Annotated in this window: 18 protein-coding genes; 10 read left to right on the forward strand and 8 right to left on the reverse strand. The window is 58.9% G+C overall.

All coding sequences use genetic code 11. The annotated features are described in order from the left end of the window. Positions 1 to 34 precede the first annotated feature (34 nt). From BLX89_RS21680 to oiaX, 6 genes are read left to right on the forward strand one after another with little or no spacing between them, the layout of a single operon-like run. Complete coding sequence (locus BLX89_RS21680; protein ID WP_075293057.1) at positions 35 to 1,015, forward strand: substrate-binding domain-containing protein; 981 nt, start codon at positions 35 to 37, stop codon at positions 1,013 to 1,015. Positions 1,016 to 1,070: 55 nt separating this feature from the next. Further along, positions 1,071 to 2,129, forward strand: coding sequence for an aldo/keto reductase (locus BLX89_RS21685; protein ID WP_083637814.1), 1,059 nt, complete (start codon positions 1,071 to 1,073; stop codon positions 2,127 to 2,129). Positions 2,130 to 2,142: 13 nt separating this feature from the next. After that, on the forward strand, positions 2,143 to 3,183 hold the full coding sequence (locus BLX89_RS21690; RefSeq protein ID WP_075293059.1) for an aldo/keto reductase: 1,041 nt from the start codon (positions 2,143 to 2,145) through the stop codon (positions 3,181 to 3,183). Between the two features lie 13 nt (positions 3,184 to 3,196). Beyond that, positions 3,197 to 3,658 (forward strand): hypothetical protein, encoded by a 462-nt coding sequence (locus BLX89_RS21695; protein WP_075293060.1) that lies wholly within the window; start codon positions 3,197 to 3,199, stop codon positions 3,656 to 3,658. Next, a complete protein-coding gene (locus BLX89_RS21700) occupies positions 3,630 to 4,493 on the forward strand; it encodes an N-acyl homoserine lactonase family protein (RefSeq protein ID WP_075293061.1) in 864 nt (287 codons plus the stop codon). The genes BLX89_RS21695 and BLX89_RS21700 overlap by 29 nt, the downstream gene beginning before the upstream one ends. A gap of 25 nt (positions 4,494 to 4,518) precedes the next feature. Then, a complete protein-coding gene (gene oiaX, locus BLX89_RS21705) occupies positions 4,519 to 5,787 on the forward strand; it encodes a 3-oxo-isoapionate-4-phosphate decarboxylase OiaX (RefSeq protein ID WP_075293084.1) in 1,269 nt (422 codons plus the stop codon). 97 nt (positions 5,788 to 5,884) lie between these two features. Here the strand turns inward: oiaX and BLX89_RS21710 are convergent, their stop codons facing one another. After that, positions 5,885 to 6,766 (reverse strand): beta-keto acid cleavage family enzyme, encoded by an 882-nt coding sequence (locus BLX89_RS21710; protein ID WP_075293062.1) that lies wholly within the window; start codon positions 6,764 to 6,766, stop codon positions 5,885 to 5,887. Positions 6,767 to 6,777: 11 nt separating this feature from the next. Further along, positions 6,778 to 8,109 (reverse strand): four-carbon acid sugar kinase family protein, encoded by a 1,332-nt coding sequence (locus BLX89_RS21715; RefSeq protein ID WP_075293063.1) that lies wholly within the window; start codon positions 8,107 to 8,109, stop codon positions 6,778 to 6,780. Between the two features lie 30 nt (positions 8,110 to 8,139). On the opposite strand from BLX89_RS21715, the gene BLX89_RS21720 reads away from it, so the two are divergent. Further along, positions 8,140 to 9,033, forward strand: coding sequence for a FadR/GntR family transcriptional regulator (locus tag BLX89_RS21720; protein WP_245292892.1), 894 nt, complete (start codon positions 8,140 to 8,142; stop codon positions 9,031 to 9,033). A gap of 34 nt (positions 9,034 to 9,067) precedes the next feature. Here the strand turns inward: BLX89_RS21720 and BLX89_RS21725 are convergent, their stop codons facing one another. Then, complete coding sequence (locus BLX89_RS21725; protein WP_075293065.1) at positions 9,068 to 9,985, reverse strand: LysR family transcriptional regulator; 918 nt, start codon at positions 9,983 to 9,985, stop codon at positions 9,068 to 9,070. A gap of 348 nt (positions 9,986 to 10,333) precedes the next feature. Here BLX89_RS21725 and BLX89_RS21730 point away from each other — a divergent pair, with 348 nt between their 5' ends. Beyond that, positions 10,334 to 11,557, forward strand: a complete 1,224-nt coding sequence (locus tag BLX89_RS21730) for an MFS transporter (protein WP_075293066.1) — start codon at positions 10,334 to 10,336, stop codon at positions 11,555 to 11,557. Continuing rightward, complete coding sequence (locus tag BLX89_RS21735) at positions 11,554 to 12,084, forward strand: SDR family NAD(P)-dependent oxidoreductase (protein ID WP_075293067.1); 531 nt, start codon at positions 11,554 to 11,556, stop codon at positions 12,082 to 12,084. Before BLX89_RS21730 ends, BLX89_RS21735 begins: the two co-directional genes overlap by 4 nt. A gap of 144 nt (positions 12,085 to 12,228) precedes the next feature. On the opposite strand, the gene BLX89_RS21740 is transcribed toward BLX89_RS21735, so the two are convergent. From BLX89_RS21740 to BLX89_RS21760, 5 genes are all read right to left on the reverse strand, one after another. After that, on the reverse strand, positions 12,229 to 12,618 hold the full coding sequence (locus tag BLX89_RS21740; protein WP_143523720.1) for a hypothetical protein: 390 nt from the start codon (positions 12,616 to 12,618) through the stop codon (positions 12,229 to 12,231). Positions 12,619 to 12,661: 43 nt separating this feature from the next. Beyond that, complete coding sequence (locus BLX89_RS24720) at positions 12,662 to 12,922, reverse strand: hypothetical protein (RefSeq protein WP_075293069.1); 261 nt, start codon at positions 12,920 to 12,922, stop codon at positions 12,662 to 12,664. Between the two features lie 321 nt (positions 12,923 to 13,243). Then, positions 13,244 to 14,884 (reverse strand): GIY-YIG nuclease family protein, encoded by a 1,641-nt coding sequence (locus tag BLX89_RS21750; protein WP_158025989.1) that lies wholly within the window; start codon positions 14,882 to 14,884, stop codon positions 13,244 to 13,246. Between the two features lie 435 nt (positions 14,885 to 15,319). After that, the gene (locus BLX89_RS21755; RefSeq protein WP_075293071.1) at positions 15,320 to 15,973 is read right to left on the reverse strand and encodes a hypothetical protein; all 654 of its coding nucleotides are present in this window, start codon (positions 15,971 to 15,973) and stop codon (positions 15,320 to 15,322) included. 236 nt (positions 15,974 to 16,209) lie between these two features. Further along, on the reverse strand, positions 16,210 to 17,127 hold the full coding sequence (locus tag BLX89_RS21760; RefSeq protein WP_075293072.1) for a DUF6929 family protein: 918 nt from the start codon (positions 17,125 to 17,127) through the stop codon (positions 16,210 to 16,212). Between the two features lie 181 nt (positions 17,128 to 17,308). Between BLX89_RS21760 and BLX89_RS21765 the strand changes: the two genes are divergently transcribed. Beyond that, a complete protein-coding gene (locus BLX89_RS21765) occupies positions 17,309 to 17,677 on the forward strand; it encodes a DUF4087 domain-containing protein (RefSeq protein WP_075293073.1) in 369 nt (122 codons plus the stop codon). The last annotated feature ends 425 nt before the right edge of the window (positions 17,678 to 18,102 follow it).

Genomic DNA, 18,102 nt, shown 5'->3' on the forward strand with positions numbered 1-18,102 from the left:
TGCTCGGCAGCAAGTTGAAGTGGAGGAGAATACTATGAACAGACGTACGTTTATCGCTGCGATCGCGGCTTCGACAGTGATGCTCAGCGCCGGTTACGCGGCCGCTCAGGAGAAAATCCGGATCGCGGCGCTTTCGTTCGGAGAGTCCGGCGAATACATGAAGGCCTGGTCGACGGAGATACAGAACCACCCTGCCGTCAAGGATGGCAAGGTCGAAATCACCGTCTTCGACGGCAAGTATGACCCGCTGGTGCAGGCCAACCAGATCGACACCGCGATCACTCAGCAGTTCAATGCGATAATCATGGCCCCGTTCGATCTCGAGGCATCGGCTCCGGCCATTGACAGGGCCGCCGAAGCCAAGATCCCCGTTATCGTCTCCGCGCTGAAGACGGCATCGACGAACTATACTTCTTCCATCATCGTGGACGATCGCGAAGGCGGAAAGATCATCGCCGAGGAGATGGCCAAGAGACTACCGGAAGGCGGGAACCTCGTGCTCATGGAAGGCCCCATCGGACAGTCTGCCCAGATCGAGCGGCGGGCTGGCGTCGACGCTGGCCTTGCCGCTCACTCGAACCTCAAACTTCTCGTCGACAAGAGCGGGAACTGGAGCCGCGCCGAAGGGCAGGCGCTGATGGAAAACTGGCTGTCCGCGTACCCGGACCAGATCAACGGCGTCCTCGCTGAAAACGACGAGATGGCGCTCGGAGCCATCGAGGCGCTCAAGGGCGCTAAAGTCGATCTCTCGAAGGTCCCCGTCATCGCGATCGACGGCATTCCGGATGCGAAGCGCGCGGTCGAAAGCGGGGAGATGGCCGTAACCCTGTACAAGTACGCACGCGCGGAAGGTCAGGGCGCGGTCGACCTCGCCCTTCGTCAGGTCATCGGTGCTGACTTCAAGCCGCAGTCCGAGGTCTGGAAGGATCTCATGGAATGGAAGGACGGGACACAGAAGGACTATACCGTGCCTTGGCTGATCCTCGATAAGGACAACGTCAAAAAGTACATGTGACAACACAAGGCGGGTCCGCATTCAGCGGGCCCGCCATCGAAAAACGGGAATGAACATGTCTCTGCTTGAAAAAAGAACGATCGGCACGACCGGTGTTGAACTGACGGCGCTTGGCCTTGGCACCTCCCCGCTCGGCGGCTGCGGCGTCAGCGTGCCGTTCGCCGATTTCGAAGCCGTTATCCTCAAGGCCTACGAGCTGGGAGTGCGCTACTTCGACACGGCACCTCTGTATGGACTCGGAAAGTCCGAGCACAGCCTCGGCCACGTCCTGCGCACGAACGGTCTACTGGGCGACGTTGTGATCAGCACGAAAGCGGGACGGATATTGAGGCCGGCGAGCCGCTCCAAGCGTGCGGAAAGCCTTTATGGCATCGATTGGATCGACCCGCTCCCGTATGTCGACGAGTACGACTACAGCTACGACGGGATCATGCGCGCTTTCGAGGACAGCCAGCAGCGCATGGGCGTCGACGGAGTGGACATCCTCTACCTCCATGACGTCAGCGGCGAATGGCATCGCGACGCCTACGACCGCTATCTTGCCCAACTCCGGAGCAGCGGATACCGCGCCTGCGACGAACTGCGCAGCTCCGGCGCTGTAAAGGCAATCGGTCTCGGGGTGAACGAGACGGCATCTGTTCTCCAGGTGGCGGCCGAATTCGACCTGGACTGCTCACTCGTGGCGGGACGATACACACTTCTGAACCACGCGCCGCTGGACACCTTCTTTCCCGAGATGCAGCGCCGCGGCATCTCTATCATCGCCGGCGGCGTCTACAACTCCGGCGTCCTTGCCGAAGGGAGCAAGGGAGCCGCTGCGGTCAGGACCTATGACTATCAGTCGGCAAGCCCCGAAATTCTACGCCGTGTCGAAGCCCTGGAGGCCGTCTGCGACGAGTACGGGATTTCGCTGGCCACGGCGGCCACCCAGTTCGTCTATTCCCATCCAGCCGTGACGGCTGTCGTGCAGGGGGCCCTGAGCACCCGCCACGTGGAGGCGAACGTGGCCGCCATCTCGCAGGCCATTCCCCCCGGTTTCTGGGAGGCCCTGAAATCCAAAGGGCTGATCCCCGAAAACGCACCCATCGTCCACGTCGATAAGTTCAATTACTGAGGCAACACCAGACATGTCGAAACTCGAAACACGCAAGCTCGGCAACTCGCCGGTGGAGGTAACGTCACTGGGACTCGGGACGGTACCGCTGTCCGGTTTCAACGCCGGGGTTTCCTACTCGGAGTTCGAGGCGACGATAATGGCGGGTTTCGAGTCCGGCATCCGCTACTTCGACTGCGCCCCGATGTACGGCTTCGGAAAATCGGAGCATTTCCTTGGCCACGCCTTGAGGGTAAACGGCATCCGCGATAGCGTGGTCGTCAGCACGAAGGTTGGCCGGGTGCTCAAGCCCGCCAGCCGCACGGAGAAGCTCGACACTGTCTACGGGATCGACTGGATCGACCCACTGCCGTTCCTAGACACCTACGACTATACCTACGACGGGATCATGCGGTCTTTCGAGGACAGCCAGCATCGGCTCGGGCTCGACTACATCGACGTGCTGCTGGTCCACGACGTGGGCAGGGCGTGGCACGGAGACCAAAGCGAGTTCTATTGGAACCAGTTGCGGAAATCGGGATACCGGGCGCTGGACGAGCTGCGCTCCTCGAAAGCGGTGTCGGCAATCGGCCTGGGGGTCAACGAAACGGATTCGGTCGTCGGCGTGGCCCGGGAGTTCGCCATCGACTGCGCCCTCATTGCTGGCCGCTACACGCTCTTGAATCACGAGCCGCTGACGTCCGCGTTCGATGAGCTGATTTCCAGGAACGTTTCCGTCATCGCGGGTGGCATATTCAACTCGGGCATCCTTGCCACCGGGGCCAGCGCGGCGAGTGCTACCTACGATTATGGCAAGGTTCCGCCGCAGGTGATAGAGCGCGTGAAAAAGATCGAAGAAGTCTGCGCGAAATTCGGCGTCAGCCTTCCGGCCGCCGCGATGCGGTTCGTCTACGCTCACCCCGCCGTGGCCACGCTGTTGATGGGCGCGAAAAGCTCCGGGGAAGTCTCGTCCAATGTCACATCGATGGCCGAGCCTGTACCGCAGGCGTTCTGGGCCGAGCTGAAGTCGAGAGAACTGTTGCCCGCTTCCGCCCCCCTTCCCTCGGGCATTTAGTCGGAGCGACAGGATGGCGGGATTTCGATACCTGTGCACCGCCGCGTCCGACGACAGCACCGTTCGAGAGCAACTGACGCAACTCGGGGAGCTTCTCGCGATCGTATCGTTTCTGAAGCTAGCGTCCGACACACGTGGGCTGTCCATTCAATCACCGCTGCTTCACGAGCGCGCCGAAGCGCTTCTGAGGGCGGTCAGCGGCAGGCGCGATCGCCAGTGGACTGACGATATTGCCGCTCACGGTCATTTCCATCTCATGTCGGCCCGAAGTCAGCTTGAGAAGGCCCTCTCGGCGCTAAGGCGCGGAAAGCTAACCGGACACGTCAAAGTCATGACGCTACTAACGGGGGCGCGCTCCGAACTGGAGCGCGCTTCCGCTTTACTGGGCGCGGCGATTTTCGACGCAAGCTCGTGTTGCGCGATACATACAAACGTGGAGGAAACCAATGAAAAAGCATTCTGTCTGGGTGCTTGAGTATTCACGCAGCCCCGTGCATCCGGTTAGCGGGGTTTTCTACGGAGCGCACAATCAGGGAACGATGAATCTTCCCTTTTCGTATGTGCTGATCAAAATCGGCGATGCAGTGGTTCTCGTTGACGCAGGTCACGATGCGGGCGATTTCGGCGGACGTATCGCCGACTCGATCGGCGTGACGGGCTGGACACACCCTTCCGTCGTTCTCGCTGAATGTGGCGTCAGTCCCGAAGACGTAACGCACGTGATATTGACCCACGCTCATTTCGACCACGCGGGAGGACTGAAGTATTTCCCGAACGCCCAGATCTACATGCAGCGCAAGGAACTCGAGTCATGGATGTGGATCCTCAGCAAGGGTCCGCGCTTCAGATCACTCCAGGCGGGCCTCAATCCGGCCGATGTGCTCTACCTGACGCAGGCGAACACGGAAGGTCGCCTGACGCTCGTCGACGGCGTGTACTCGGACGTTGTTCCGGGCGTGCACCTGCGGCCCGCTTTCGATACGCATACGGCCGGATCCCAGTACGTTGTAGTCGAGACAGCACCCGGTAGCCGCCTCGTTCTTTCCGGCGACGTGATCTACACCTACCGAAATCTCGTCGGTGACGATCTCGATCACCGTCAATTCATACCGCCCGGGCTCGCCAATGGCAGTCAGACCCGTCTTATCGAAACCGCGGAGGAAATGATGTCGATCGTCGACGACGACTATAGGCACGTGATCCCGATGCATGAAGAAAAACTGCACGAGTATTATCCTTCGAAATTGACCGCTGGCGGTCTCAGGATCGTCGAAATCGCCTTGGCCGCCGAGGACGAAAGCCGGGTCTAGTCAAGAAAGCAAAACTGGTGAAATGATGGACAGAAACTCAAGCGTCGTGATGACGTACCTGATCGAATGTGCAGGCGATCCTGCACGGTTTGCCGCTAAGATCGCGAGCGATCAGTCGACGGGCACGTTTGTCGAACTACCGGGAGAAACGCCGGAACTGAAGGCGCGCGTAGCGGCAAAGGTCGTGGCAATCCGGGAGTTGCCCTCTCAGGAAATACCTTCGTTTCCGCAGCCGGATACGGGAGGTCCGTTCAGAAGGGCCGAGGCAGACATCGCATTTCCCCTGGAAGCGATCGGAGATGATCTCGCGGCATTGATGACGATCACCATAGGAGGCGTGTTTTCGATCCGCGGCTTCAGCGGCATCCGAGTGATCGGGATGAGGCTGCCCGACGCCTTCACGAAACACTATCCGGGTCCGCAATTCGGCATCGACGGCACTCGCCGCCTTACGAACGTCTACGACCGGCCGCTTATCGGGACGATCATCAAGCCCGCCCTCGGCCTCCGGCCACAAGAGAGCGCCGAGATGGTCAAGGAGCTGATCGAGTCGGGCGTGGACTTCATCAAGGACGATGAAAAGCTCTGCGGCCCTTCGTATTCCTCGCTCCCGGATCGCGTCAACGCGATCATGCCGCTGATCCTCGATCACGAGCAGCGGACCGGCAAAAAGGTGATGTACGCGTTCAATATTTCACACATCGATCCGGGCGTGATGATGAAAAATCACGACATCGTCGCGGATGCGGGCGGTAACGCCGCCGTCGTCAACATCAACTCGATCGGCCAGGGAGCCTTGCTGTTTCTCCGCCAGCGTTCGCGGCTCGCGCTTCACGCGCACCGTAACGGATGGGATATCCTCACACGCCACCCGGGCCTCGGGATGGATTTTTCGGTTTATCAGCAATTCTGGCGGCTTCTGGGCATCGACCAGTTTCAGATCAACGGGATCGGCTCCAAGTACTGGGAGCCCGATGACTCGTTCGTCCGCTCGTTCCACGATTTAACCGAGCCTCTCTCCGGTGAAAGAGAGCGCCCCATGCCCGTCGTCTGTTCGGGCCAATGGGGCGGCCAGGCTCCGGAGACCTATCGCCGGACCGGACAATCGCTCGATCATCTCTATCTCTGCGGCGGCGGCGTCGTAAGTCATCCCGGTGGCCCCGGGGCGGGTGTCAAGGCGGTTCAGCAGGCGTGGGACGCCGCGCGTGCCGGGATCGATCTCGAGACCTATGCTCGGCAGCACCCGGAGCTGAAGCAGGCGCTTCAGAAGTTCGGCACCCACGGCGGCGGTTGACGGGAAAAAGTCTACCGGAACCGTGACGGCCCCGCCGTCACGGTTGCTGCGAACGCAGCGGTTTCGTCCGCTAGTTACGATCGGCTGAAAAGCGCGTCTAGGAAGCGAGCGAAAGCATCTGTTTGGCCTCCAGGGGCGTAGCAGGCTCACGCCCCGCGGACCTGATGATCTTTACCGCTTCACGGATAAGAACCTCATTCGTCGGATGTCCGATTTCAGGATAGGGATAGTCGCCGATGCCGATAGCCATATGGCCACCGCGCCGGGCGATCGTATCGGTCAAAGCCAGAAGATTCCCGCCAAGGATATTCGCCGTCCACTCGATGTTGCGGTTGTCTGGCAGGAACATCAGGTGGGCGTCCAGCCCCTTGGCGGTGCCGGGATGTCCGGTAATGACCTTTCCGTCCGTCATGTGGAAGAGCATGTAACCGGGCTCGTCTACCAGCCCGCAGTCCATAAGCATGAGCGCCCGGCGCGTGAAGCCCACCGACCAGCTGACCAGCTTCGGCTTGACACCTGCCTCTTTCAATTTCTGGGCATAGTACACGAGCGAGTCCGTCGTGTTGAGGTAGAGCCTTTCCGTAAAGCCGATCTCGAGAGTGTTCGTATCGAAGCTTTCGAGGTTCGCGCTACCCGTGTCGATGGGCGCGATGTCGGGCTTTGTCACGGGGTCGCGTGCGAGGCGTACCACGTTATCGATTCTGCGACGTGCGTCCGTATCGTTGGAGATAAATCCCAGTGTCGGTAGGATCAGTATGTCGGACTTGGCCCGCACCTTCCGGATGATTTCGTCGTAGGCCTCGAACGTGTTTAGCGGTTGGCCGTCAACCGTACGCGCGTGAAAATGGAGGATCGCCGCCCCTTCCTCTCGAACGCGGGCAGCTGTCTCCGCGATTTCATCCGAGGTCCACGGAACATTTACGTTCTGATCCCTCATCGCGTACTCGTTTATCCGCGCCTCCAGAATGAACTTCTTCATCGATGCATCCCCTACTTCCGCGTTTCCGTACCGTTGAGCATTCTGAGCAGATAGTCGTCGTCTCCCACCTGTCCTCCCTTGAGCAGGACCTCGAGGCCGTCTAGGCCGCCGCCCATGAGCTCGCACAGATGGCCATGCTGCTCACCGTCGAAAACCTTGATGGTCAAGGACGAGGCATCGCTGCTGCGCATGGCGTAGCTGGAGCTATCACCGCCCGCTAACACGATACGCTGGACGTCGGCCTCCTTCCGGGCTTCGATCATCAGCCTAGCGTAGCATGCCCCGATGAGTTGAGGAGGAACGTCTTCGAAGCGGGAGCGATCCATCTCGTTACCGCGCGCGGTGTAGACGACGGTTGGCCTGCATCTGGCGATGTTCTCGGCAATCAAGGGCTTGAGTGCTTCCACCTGTTGCGCGACGTCGCTGTCGTCCTTCAGGCGCGTCGGGTTCACCTCCAGCAGGGCCCAACCCTGTTTTTCGGCGACATCGATCTGCCTGCCGGTCTGGATCGCACAGCTGCCCGAAAGCACAAGGAGGTTTCTCGCGGCCGATACGGTCGTTGAGACCGCGACCAGGTCGGCGGCGCTCCGCTCGCGGGCAATGCGCTTTCCAAGCAGCTGCGCCAAGCCCTGAGCCGCCAAGGCGAAAACCGGTCGGGCCTGGAGGCTGTCCCAGAGCGCTGCGGACACCAGCTCCAGATCCTCGTTATCGACGCCGTCGAATATGGCACCCTCGCCGCGATGTGCCGCCGCCTCCAAGCGCTCGGCCAGCAAGGCCGGGTTTCGAAGGTCTGGTAGAAGCACGTTGACGAATGGCAGACTGCACAGGGAGCGCAGGTGTTCGCGCAAGTCCGCTTCTGCCATCGGGGTCCGAGGGTGGTTTGACATGCTCGGATGTCGGTCCAGCCTCAGGATGTCCTTGCCAAAGCGGGCATAGTGGTTTCCGAACGCAGTGTAACGACCGAAATCGGGTGTCGCGGCTAAGACCGCGAGGCTCTCGCCGTCCCGCATCATATGTTCGGCGACGTAACCGAAATTTCCGACGTCCGGGGCAGAATCGAATGTCGAGCAGATCTTGTACTGTAAAAAGCGGCACCCAAGGCTGCGAAGCGCTTCGAAGGCGGGCGATACTTCGGCCACGATATCGCGGTTGCTCAGGGCGCGTGCGGTTCCCGCAAAGCCGACCACATCCAGCCCTCTGGTCGCCTTCTTCAGCTCGTCGGCTGAAGGCATCTTCAGAAAAAGGCGTGTCTTCAGCCCGCTCCGGTGAAACTGCGCGAGGTTCTCGGACGATCCGGTGAAGTCGTCACCGTAAAACCCGACGACCGGGCCGACAGTTTGCATTTAAATCCTCCCGCCCTCCTGGGGCAAATATTGGACGGAACTGATAATCGAGCTCGTGAAATCAGTCAAGGTAATACGTCATACCTACGGGGCGGCGGTGCTCGGTCCGCGTCGCGCTCAGCCCGGTTGCGCGCTGGTATTGCCGGGAATCGCCGGAGTGGTATAAGGTATTATAACTCGGCCAGTGGGAAGATGGCCGGGTATCGCTCGAAGGGAACATTCTTGTTGGACGCACCGAAGAAGCCGCAAACGCGAGTCCAGTTCGCGTTGGACTACATCACCAACGAAATCGCGGCTGGAAACCTCAAGGCTGGCGACAAGCTGCCGAACGAAAAGGAACTCGCCGAGCAAATCGGGGTCAGTCGCACGCCAATTCGCGAAGCGATGAAAACGCTCTCTGTCGCGGGTCTTATCGATATTCGCCATGGTTACGGAAGCTACGTGCGCGGCGAACAGGCGACACCCGCTTTGCCCTTGAGCATGTTCCAGCTCTACCTTCAGGATTCCTCGCCCGAAATGCTGACGGAACTCCGCGACATTTTCGATAGGAACGCGACCGAGCTTGCTGCGCAGCGTCGTTCCGACGACGATCTGGCAAAAATGCGCGAATGCATCGACCGCCTCAGAAACCTGACGAAGAACCCCAACGCCGACCTGGATGAGATGCTCAAGGCGGATTTGGATTTCCACCGCGCCGTCTACGATGCCACTGGAAACAAGCTGATTTCCATCATCGCCGAGTTCGTGCTCGAAATGGTAGCCCCTTGGGTCAAGAAGTCGTTGGATGTCAGCGGTCGCATCCGGGCCGTCGATCTCCACGAGCAAATGTATGCGGCTATTTTGAACCGAAATGTGGGCACCGAAAGTCGCGCGAGCGTGGAGGCAAACATGAAGCACTTCAAGCAATCGCTGGACATCGAGTAATTCGCTTCTGATGAGTGCCGCCCTTGATTGCGGCTCAAGCAGAGCGGTCGTCGCGATCTCTATTCCGTATCATCCCGATCAGCGCACGGAGTGCCTCCGGCATCTGCCGTCTGCTCGGATAGTAGATATTTAGCGTGGGGCCCACGGAGCTCCAAGCTGGAAGGACCTCCTTGAGGCTTCCATTGACGATCTGTTTGGCAACGCGCCCCTCCTGGCAATAGGCGATACCGCCTCCGGCTTCGGCAATTTCGATCGCGAGCTCCGTCTCGTTCACGATGATCGCCCAGTCCTCATCGACCGACAGCTCCTGGTCGCCTGAGCCAAGCTCCCATTTGTAGAGCGCGCCTGTTCCAATCCGCAGGCCGATGCACCTGTGTTGGGCGAGATCCGACGGGCTTTCCAGCAACGGTGCCTGATCGAGGTAGCGAGGTGAAGCGACCAAGATCCAGCGCGGTTCCCTACCCAGAGGAACGGCAATCATGTCCTCGGGAACCCTGCCGCCGAAGCGTATCCCTGCATCGAATCCCGCGGCAACGATATCGACGAAGTCGTCCTGCACGACTATCTCGAGCTGCACGTCGGGAAACGCCGACACGTAGTCCGCCAGTACACGACTCAAAACCAGCCTGGCCGCATCGGTCAAGACATTCAGTCGCAGCCGCCCCATGGGCTTGCCGCGAAACCTGTTAACTTCCTCCAGTCCCAACTCGATCGAGCCAAACCCTGCTTCTAGCCGGTCCAGAAGTGACGCGCCGGCATCCGTCAGCGTAATTGTGCGGTTAGACCTGTTGCAAAGGCGGACGCCGAGCCTCGTCTCCAGCGACCGCAGGGCATGGCTCACAGCGGAGGGAGATACGTCAAGTTCCAACGCCGCCCGCCTGAAGCCGCCGCACCGCGCGATAGCGCGAAAAGTGTTGAGGTCTCCAAGGTCAGTACGACTGATCCGACTCATTCGATCTCCGATCGTTACACCCGGACTCACCCGGAAGGGAATGTAGGCGAGAGATACGCGACTGGAGCACGGCCGCCAACCAGCCTCCTCGAAATCGCGAACTGACGAAAACATATGGCATGCGCTTGGGGCTCGGCGACGACGTTCCGCACTGCGGGTGTCCATGCCGCATTACATCGTCGCGTTCTCCTACCCCGTTAGATGAGCAGATTTCAACGCGGCGTCAAACTCGGCGGTCGGTGACCTCGGAAACGACGTCACTATATGCGGGGCCGTGAGCATTGAAACGCATTTCGAGACGGTCGGGCTGCGTGTGCGAAACCCGACCGCCCGTGACAGGAAAGATACATGGCCACCATTGAAGCTTCGGAGCGAGTGACGTCGAATTTGATAGTCAGTCAAACGATACTCGCGCTAGGTGGCCTGTTCATCGGCACCGGCGAGTTCGCCGCCATGGGGATGCTGCCGGACCTGGCCGCGTCGGTTGGCTCGACTGTCCCGCAAGCTGGTCACATTATAAGCGCCTACGCGCTTGGGGTTGTCGTCGGGTCTCCGGTGCTTGCGGTACTTGCTGCCCGCGTCGAACGCAGGCTCCTGCTCGTTTTGCTTGCCTTGATCGTCGCGGTCGGCAACGCCGCCACCGCGATGGCTTGGAGTTTCGAAAGCCTCGTTGTCGCGCGGTTCGTGAGCGGGTTACCACATGGAGCCTACTACGGAACCGCGGCGATCGTCGCGGCATCGATGGTGGCGCAAGAGAGAAAGGCCCAGGCGATAGGCAGGGTGATGCTCGGACTTGCTGCGGCGAATCTCGCAGGTGTTCCGGCAATCACCGCGCTCGGTCAGGAGTTGGGTTGGAGATATGGCTTCGGGGTGATCGCGATCGGCGCTGTCGTCGTCGCGCTCCTACTGCCTTGGGCGGTTGGCAAAGTTCCGGCCGAGCGCGATGCGTCGCCTCGCCGTGAATTGTCAGCGCTCGCCAACGGTCGTGTGTGGATGACCCTGGCGAGCGCGGCGATCGGCTTCGGCGGTATGTTCGCGGTTTACAGCTACATTACGCCGACCCTGACTGATTACACTGGGCAACCATCCGGCTCGGTCCCCTACTATCTGTCCCTTTGGGGCCTTGGTATGGTCGTCGGTAATATCGCGGGTAGTTGGCTCGCAGATCGGCATCAGACGCGCGCCATACTGGGTCTGATGCTCTGGAACGTGTTGTTCCTCGGGCTGTTTGTCCCAGCCGCCAGTTCCGGCGCAGCTGTGGCGGTCGTGCTCTTTCTCATAGGCATCGGTTTCGGGCTCGTCCCGGCGCTACAGGCGCGCCTCACGGACGTAGCACCAGGCGCGCAGTCGTTGGCGGCAGCCATGAATCATTCCGCGTTCAACCTTTCCAATGCCATCGGGGCATGGGCCGGAGGACTGGCGCTGTCCACTGGCTGGGGGTGGTCCTCGACAGGGGGTGTAGCAGCAATACTCGCAGCAGGTGGACTGGCAATTTTCCTGGTCGCTCTTGCGGTCGAGAACAACCACCCAAGATCCGTTTCCCATTTAACCAGCACAAGGAGTAGACCATGACAGAACGAATGGACGAAGTGATTTCGCCGGGAAGGGTGGCGGTCATAACCGGAGCGGCTAAAGGTATCGGAGCCGCGGTCGCCAGCGCCCTTTCGCGCAAGGGCATGCGCCTGGGGGTACTCGACACCGACGGGAAAGCTCTCGAGCAGTTTGCGGCCTCACTCGAAACTGACACGGTAAGCGTCGTCGGCGATGTTTCGGAAACGAGCGCGACCATATCGGGACGCGCGGTGTGCAAAATACTAAGACTCGAGAGAACAACCCTGTTGGGACTGTTGTCGATCGGGGCTTTCGTGAACCGGGCGACGGGGACGGCAATTGCCATCTGTGCGGGAGATCTGGATGCTTTCGACCGGAAATACGTGTCTGCGGCGCAGGTCAAGCGTGACCACGGACTGAGACGGGGTGACTTCGATCGCCGTTTGTCGGAGAGCGGCGTCAGCATCGCGTTCCCGTTCGAGGATATCGGGCAGATGATCCTCGAACGCGCGGATGTCCCGCGGTTGTTGCTAGCCGCAAGGCGGTAGCTGATTTTACCGCCCGTGTGTCAGTCGAATTTCGCGATACGTCGGAAAGCCTCCTCGAAGCGGTCGAGGGTCTCCGGCAACCCCGGCGCGTCGGCTTCGAGCAAGGCCGAGTAGCCATCAAATTCGAACACCGCAGCGCATTCGTCAATCGGATAGTATCCTGTGATACACCCCTGGCTTATCGTCCCCCATCCAGTCACTGGCGTATCGGCTGCCGACGGATGCACCCCGTACCAGTTCGACCGATTCATACATCTCCTCCGCTGACTTCGAAAAGGCAATCTCTACGGGGTCTGCCAACTTTCCATTTCGACGCTGCTGCTTCCAGAATGTCAGCGTGCCGAGCACACCGAGGCGCTCCGTCAGGTTGATCCTATCGAGAGCAGGATCGTCGCCGTCGATGATTGCGTAGCCGGAGAGCCCGTACTTAGTCGCGCGCAATGCCCAGCGGGCGTTCTGTTCCCAATTGATCCGGTACCCGAGAAAGGCAAGTCTGTTGGCTGCCTCGATGACGACCATCAACGAGGTGTTCAACGAAGTAACGTCTCGCGATCGCTCTGCAGCACGGGCCGCTTTCTCAAGCCGGATCAATGAGTTGACGTACGCCGCTTGCAACGCCCCCAATATCCTCGCGCATGGGCCAGGCCTGTGCGTGCCATTGCCGGGTCGACTGGAGCCTGATATCGGCTGAAGCACGGTAGGGATGCTCATAGAGAGACCTCCCCTCCATGAGTACCTCGTCAAGAAAATCCTCACGGGAGGCCCGGCGACATAGCATTTGATGCCGGCCGATCTCATAATCCCCCTCTGCGAGATCCTTGCGCGTCGTCTGTGGCATTGTCTTTTCACCTCCGTGTGCAACCACCATGGGCTATGGTTGCTCGGAGCTGACATACTGGCAAGCGCCGATCGTGACGTATATAAAATAGGCGCACTTCACTCTCTGAAGCTCAGGTCGGCTCACAAATTCCCTTTTCCGTTAGGAAAACAGCTCTCGGTGACGGCACGTTGTGGACCAGCAGTTCGCCATCGACCCATCCCGGATCGCTATCGGAAACATACCGTCCGCCAATTCGAAAGGCGGCACTACGCCATCTCGGCCAAACAGGCGTAAGCAAATGACTCAAATAGAACGGTATTCGGCGAACCCGATAGGTCGTCAGCCCCGTCCATCCATTTCCTTCCACCGCGAGATCGGGATTTTCCTCACCAGGCGATCTTTGACCTTGTCAGGGGTGATGCCGTGCCGCGCCGCCAGTTCCACGCATGCACGATTTCTGCTGGGCCAGGATTCCCCGTCAAGGGTAAACACCTTCCTCGAGGTTGGCCCGAGTGGAGTGGCGAGTGCTTCTTCCACCGACATCCCGGCTTTGATGCGAAACTGGAAAGTTCCACCGCCGATGCCGTATTCCCGCAATGCCTGCTCAAGGCTGGGCCACGTCTTCCCGAAAGCCTGAATGGCTTTCCCATGGCTGCGTTCCACGATAGCTCCCCGATCCATCCTGGTCCAGTTCGATGGGCCCCACGGTTTTTGCTCGTCGATCCGTGTGAGCCGTCCCTCGCCTGTGGTTGACGTGACGTCTGCCTTGAAGCGATCGTAGTCAAGCCATGCTGGATCGACTTCGTCTCCTCGTTCCCGTGCGCGCTTCAGAATACCCAGATGTTGTCTGAACAATGGTGAGCCCGCGTCTGCGTGCTTACTATGCTTGCGCGCCTTCGATGGTAACGGCTTGCCTTCGCGGAAACGGCTCTCGATCACGTGCTCGGCCAGCCCGGTTTCCCGGGATAGCACTCGCCGCAGGCTCGCGACCGATCGGAAACGTCTCCCGTCCCACTCGGCCGGTCGGCCGTCATAAGAGCCTAGTTGTCCGCCACTCCTGATATTGAAACCATCGGGGTGAAGTGTGTTCAGGAGGGAGACCCATTCGACCTCCCGCTCGGCAAGTTTGCCTTCCCCACCTTCCACCGTTTCGAGAATATCCAGCTGGAAATCGGACGGCTTCCCGATTCGCATGGCCTGATGGAGCAGGCTTCCCCCGCCCCTGCCCGCCATCATGATGTGCTGTCCAAGTCTCACCTGCGGGTTGTTAACGGTCAGCCCAATATATGCCTTGCCCGTAACAGTGTCCGTTATCCTATAGATATAGCCCGGAGCGCCATCTGCCATCGACGGCTCCGACAGGATGTCCTCTACGGCCCATTTTGCCTTGAGCCTCGCATGCATCATGTCGCGCTCGTCATAGCGTCCGATCGCCTTGAGAAACGAAGTGAAGGCGGTGTACTCACCGCGATGCTGGGGATAGAGGTCGCCAGAGTAGACAAATCTTCGACGGCGGCCGCCACCGTGATCGGTTGTCCAATCGGATTGGCTGGAGAGGGCCGCTCTGACCAGGTGCGCTTCCGAGATTTGGATAGCACGCTTCTCCAGCGACTTGAGCCTTGTCCTGAAGACATCGTAGGGCACTAACCCGGGTTGCTCGCTGTATTCCTCGTAGAGCTGTTCCGCGGACTGTCGGCCCTCGAGGGTCTCCACCCAGGTAACCCTCCGACCGTACTTCAGCTGATATGCGGCGGCGTCCAGGCGGAGGATTTCATCGAGGACGCTGTCATCAATGACCCGGCCGCTCTTGATAACCCGGTGAAGCCGCCCCGCGATCGTGACATTGCTGACTTGAGTCGGCGGGATCAGGGAGGATATCAGCTGCCGGAAGCTCGGATATTCGACCCCCCTGTAGATCATCGGGAAGGGCAGCTTCGAGTTATGGGATGGACCGCGCATCAAGGAGACCATGTAGCTCATGGTTGAGGTTTGGCCGATGGCCGAAAGACCCAGCCTAGATATCATTTTTCGAACGGGTGGTCAGCGGGCGCGCGGTTTTCAATCGCTTCCAAAATGCCAAACGAACTCCGAATCAGATATCAAAAACTACTTGAGCAATACTCAAATCGCCAAGGCAGCCTGCCGATCCCCGTCTCGGGAGCAAAGCAGAGTCAGAGGGGCAAAAACGCAATAAAATCAACGGGACAAAATTTTGGGACATGTCTCGGCCGTTTTTAGGACAAGACGGAATAAATTCCTTCTCCTAACCCGTTGATTTAGCGAGTTTCACTCGGACATGTTTTCCGAATTTCTACAATCGATCTATGCGGATTCGGCCCGGCGACGAGCCGATGCCGCCAAACTCGTTAGCTTGAAGTCCCAACTTGTGAGCAGCCTCCCCCCGCAGCGGGCTGATCAACCGAGATTGAGCTTTTTGCGCAAATCAGCATTTTCGGCACGCAGCTTTTCCGCCAGCATCTTGCGAAGCTTTTGGTTCTCCGCCTCTAGCTGCAGAAGATCAGCCATTTCGTCGCCTGCAGAGGTCGCCTCGTCATCAGCAATCTGATCAGGATTCGGCACAAGCTTCGGCGCCGTGGGTTCGACCAGCTTCAGGTCTATGCTCGCGTGTGGCTTGCGGCCTCGCCTTTTGCGGCCATCGGTACCGGCTGTAGCGCTCTTTGCTGTCGTTGCGACAACGGAGGTTTTCTTCAGCCGAGGCTTACGCTGCTTCTTCACGGCAACAGGCGCTTCTTCCTGTGCTGGAGCTTCAACATCGTTCATTGTCTCGGTAGCGTCGGCCATGAGTATCCCCTTAGGTTCTGTAGCAGTTGTCGGCGTCGCATCCGATGGTGTCAATAATGGCTGAGGAGGTTCTACCGAAGAGACCGGTACGTCTAGCTCGGCTTCATCCCCTTTCAGACCTTCCGGCAGCAAGGGCATCGCCTCCTGCTCTACGTCGCGGGCAACGGACTTGAGGTCCATGTTTCCCCAGATGGAGTTGGGCTTGGCGTCAAGCTTTCGGCGGCCAGATTTGTACTCGACGGCAAAACTGCGTTGTGTTTTCTTCACTTGAAAGGCTTTCGGATCCTCGGGGGGTATTGTCGCAGCTCAACGCGGCTCGTGGCTCACTGATAGCAACTACTCCGATGTCGGTCCACCGCCACAGCGATTGTCCTGTGACGAGGCGCTTGCATCTGAGCAAGACGCGATCGCTGAGCAAAAAGGCGCTCGTGTTGCGAACGACTCAAGCACCCGGTTTAGGACTAAAACTGCCCCGGCCTTTCGCTTCTTTTTGGAAAAAGGAGCTATCTCGCAATTGATGCGGACAATAGCACCGCAGGTATTTCGGCGTCATCCGGATCGGTGACAAGCAGGAGGTCGACTACACCACCGTTCTCTCGAGCGCTGATGCCTTCCACTTTGTGCGGTTGGTCACATTGCTGCATGGAGAGCAGCTGCCCGTCATGACTGACGATGCCTATCGCAGCACCGATGCAAGGCCCATCGCGATAAGCATTCTCCGTATCCTCCGCCACTGCGCAGAACACGATGTCACCGTTAGCCAAAGCCGTTGCGTCCGTGAAGCAATACGGTACGCCGGCGATATAACCAAGGTTGAACCTGTTGACCGCGGATGGCCTGATCAAATTGGTCCCTACAGTTTGCAAGGCAGCGAGGACGTGCCAAACGGAGTAGCTGATGATAGCGTTGTCGGCCAGCCCCTTGTTGCCGCGCTGGAACAGGCGAAGTTCATCGCCAATGATGACCGCTCCTTCAATGTTGAGCTCGTCAAATGCATCGTGAAGTGAACCAAGAATAGGTGACATATCCAGTTCCCGCGGCGGGCCTAAGACCGTCCCATCGCTGTTCAGGGCGACGAGGGCGCCGCGTCCCCGGTTCGGCCTTGATCCCGACCCGAGAGTCAGCAGTGCGCCATGAGGGAAATTCTCGAAAGGTGGAACGAAGGTAAGCGCCTCAAGGTCTGGCTTCATCCGTTTTCGCGCAGCTTTTTCATCGGGGAGCCCACCCGCAAACAAACGGACGAGACGTCCGGGCTCAGGCAAATCTTTGGAAAATACGCCCAGATGAAGCTCATCGTCGGCAATAACGTAAATCGTCGAACCCACGCATACGAGGCCGCTTGCGGCGCTTAAATGCAAAGGTCGCTTTGTTGAGGCTGTCGAAGTGATGTAGAGTGCACGCATCTCGGTAAAGGTGACCATAGTTCTGTATTATCAGGCCAAAATGAACAGTCCAGCCCCTGCACTATTGGCAAACCTGCCCGGTTTAGTGTCCATTACGCTCAATTTACTACCCTTCTGCCTTGAACTTTGATAGCTAACATATCCGGCCTTCTCTTGTAGCAATTGGTGCTCGTCAGGGCCCACATAACATCGGCACGATATGCAAAACCGACTTGCCTTCGCTTATATTTTTCTTTCGATTTCACTCATCAGCTCACCCGGTGTGGCAGAAGAGATGCGATGCGGTTGGCTCCAGAACCGGACGCCAGGCAACTGGTGGCTTGATGACAGGGACGGCACGTGGATCATTACCGCTCAGGGCGACGAATATGAGCCACAAGGGATGGGTTTTATCTCGGCGATTTCGGATTACGCCTATGTCCAGACCTACGCCGGTTACGGCTACGCATGCGCTTGCTTGCAATTGGAAGCCGATCCTCACAAGAGGAGGGTCCAGAAAATTCTATCGGTCGATCAGCGCAGTTTGCGCGAATGTCGAGAGGACAAGGAACTCCCTTCTCCGGAATGACTTAAAACAGCTGGATTGCACCCAGCGCTCAGCGTGGCGCGTCTCAGTCCAGATTTCATCGGAAAACCTCCCTTAAGTTTCGCTGCAAGCCTCCGAGGGAAATGATTGTTCCAGGCTTCGTGCAAACATCGAAGGGATCGGAAGTTTATCGTTATTTAAGCGCTTCATGCCTGCCAACGGTCGTGCGGATCACGGCAGCCAGAGCAGACTGTAGGTGTTGCGGGAGCTGGCTCGGCGTGCTTCGCATTGTCTTCGATCCCTTCGTACTTGTCCGTTCCTAGCGGAAGGCGAAAAAGGAGGCTCCTGCGTGGCGGAACAAATTTCGGCCACGTGATTAGTCGATTAGCGACACACCCTCAACACGGCGTGTGCTACCTGTCCGCTATTGACGAGGCGTTCGGCTCGAAAAACGAGAATGAAACCGT

Source organism: Pararhizobium arenae, assembly GCF_001931685.1.
Lineage (GTDB): Bacteria > Pseudomonadota > Alphaproteobacteria > Rhizobiales > Rhizobiaceae > Pararhizobium > Pararhizobium arenae.

Coding starts and splice junctions, on each gene's coding strand:
- BLX89_RS24720 (WP_075293069.1), bottom strand. CDS start 12,922: ATGCCACAGACGACGCGCAAGGATCTCGCAGAGGGGGATTATGAGATC.
- BLX89_RS21685 (WP_083637814.1), top strand. CDS start 1,071: ATGTCTCTGCTTGAAAAAAGAACGATCGGCACGACCGGTGTTGAACTG.
- BLX89_RS21700 (WP_075293061.1), top strand. CDS start 3,630: ATGAAAAAGCATTCTGTCTGGGTGCTTGAGTATTCACGCAGCCCCGTG.
- oiaX (WP_075293084.1), top strand. CDS start 4,519: ATGGACAGAAACTCAAGCGTCGTGATGACGTACCTGATCGAATGTGCA.
- BLX89_RS21735 (WP_075293067.1), top strand. CDS start 11,554: ATGACAGAACGAATGGACGAAGTGATTTCGCCGGGAAGGGTGGCGGTC.
- BLX89_RS21695 (WP_075293060.1), top strand. CDS start 3,197: ATGGCGGGATTTCGATACCTGTGCACCGCCGCGTCCGACGACAGCACC.
- BLX89_RS21765 (WP_075293073.1), top strand. CDS start 17,309: ATGCAAAACCGACTTGCCTTCGCTTATATTTTTCTTTCGATTTCACTC.
- BLX89_RS21715 (WP_075293063.1), bottom strand. CDS start 8,109: ATGCAAACTGTCGGCCCGGTCGTCGGGTTTTACGGTGACGACTTCACC.
- BLX89_RS21710 (WP_075293062.1), bottom strand. CDS start 6,766: ATGAAGAAGTTCATTCTGGAGGCGCGGATAAACGAGTACGCGATGAGG.
- BLX89_RS21760 (WP_075293072.1), bottom strand. CDS start 17,127: ATGGTCACCTTTACCGAGATGCGTGCACTCTACATCACTTCGACAGCC.
- BLX89_RS21750 (WP_158025989.1), bottom strand. CDS start 14,884: ATGAGCTACATGGTCTCCTTGATGCGCGGTCCATCCCATAACTCGAAG.
- BLX89_RS21725 (WP_075293065.1), bottom strand. CDS start 9,985: ATGAGTCGGATCAGTCGTACTGACCTTGGAGACCTCAACACTTTTCGC.
- BLX89_RS21730 (WP_075293066.1), top strand. CDS start 10,334: ATGGCCACCATTGAAGCTTCGGAGCGAGTGACGTCGAATTTGATAGTC.
- BLX89_RS21690 (WP_075293059.1), top strand. CDS start 2,143: ATGTCGAAACTCGAAACACGCAAGCTCGGCAACTCGCCGGTGGAGGTA.
- BLX89_RS21680 (WP_075293057.1), top strand. CDS start 35: ATGAACAGACGTACGTTTATCGCTGCGATCGCGGCTTCGACAGTGATG.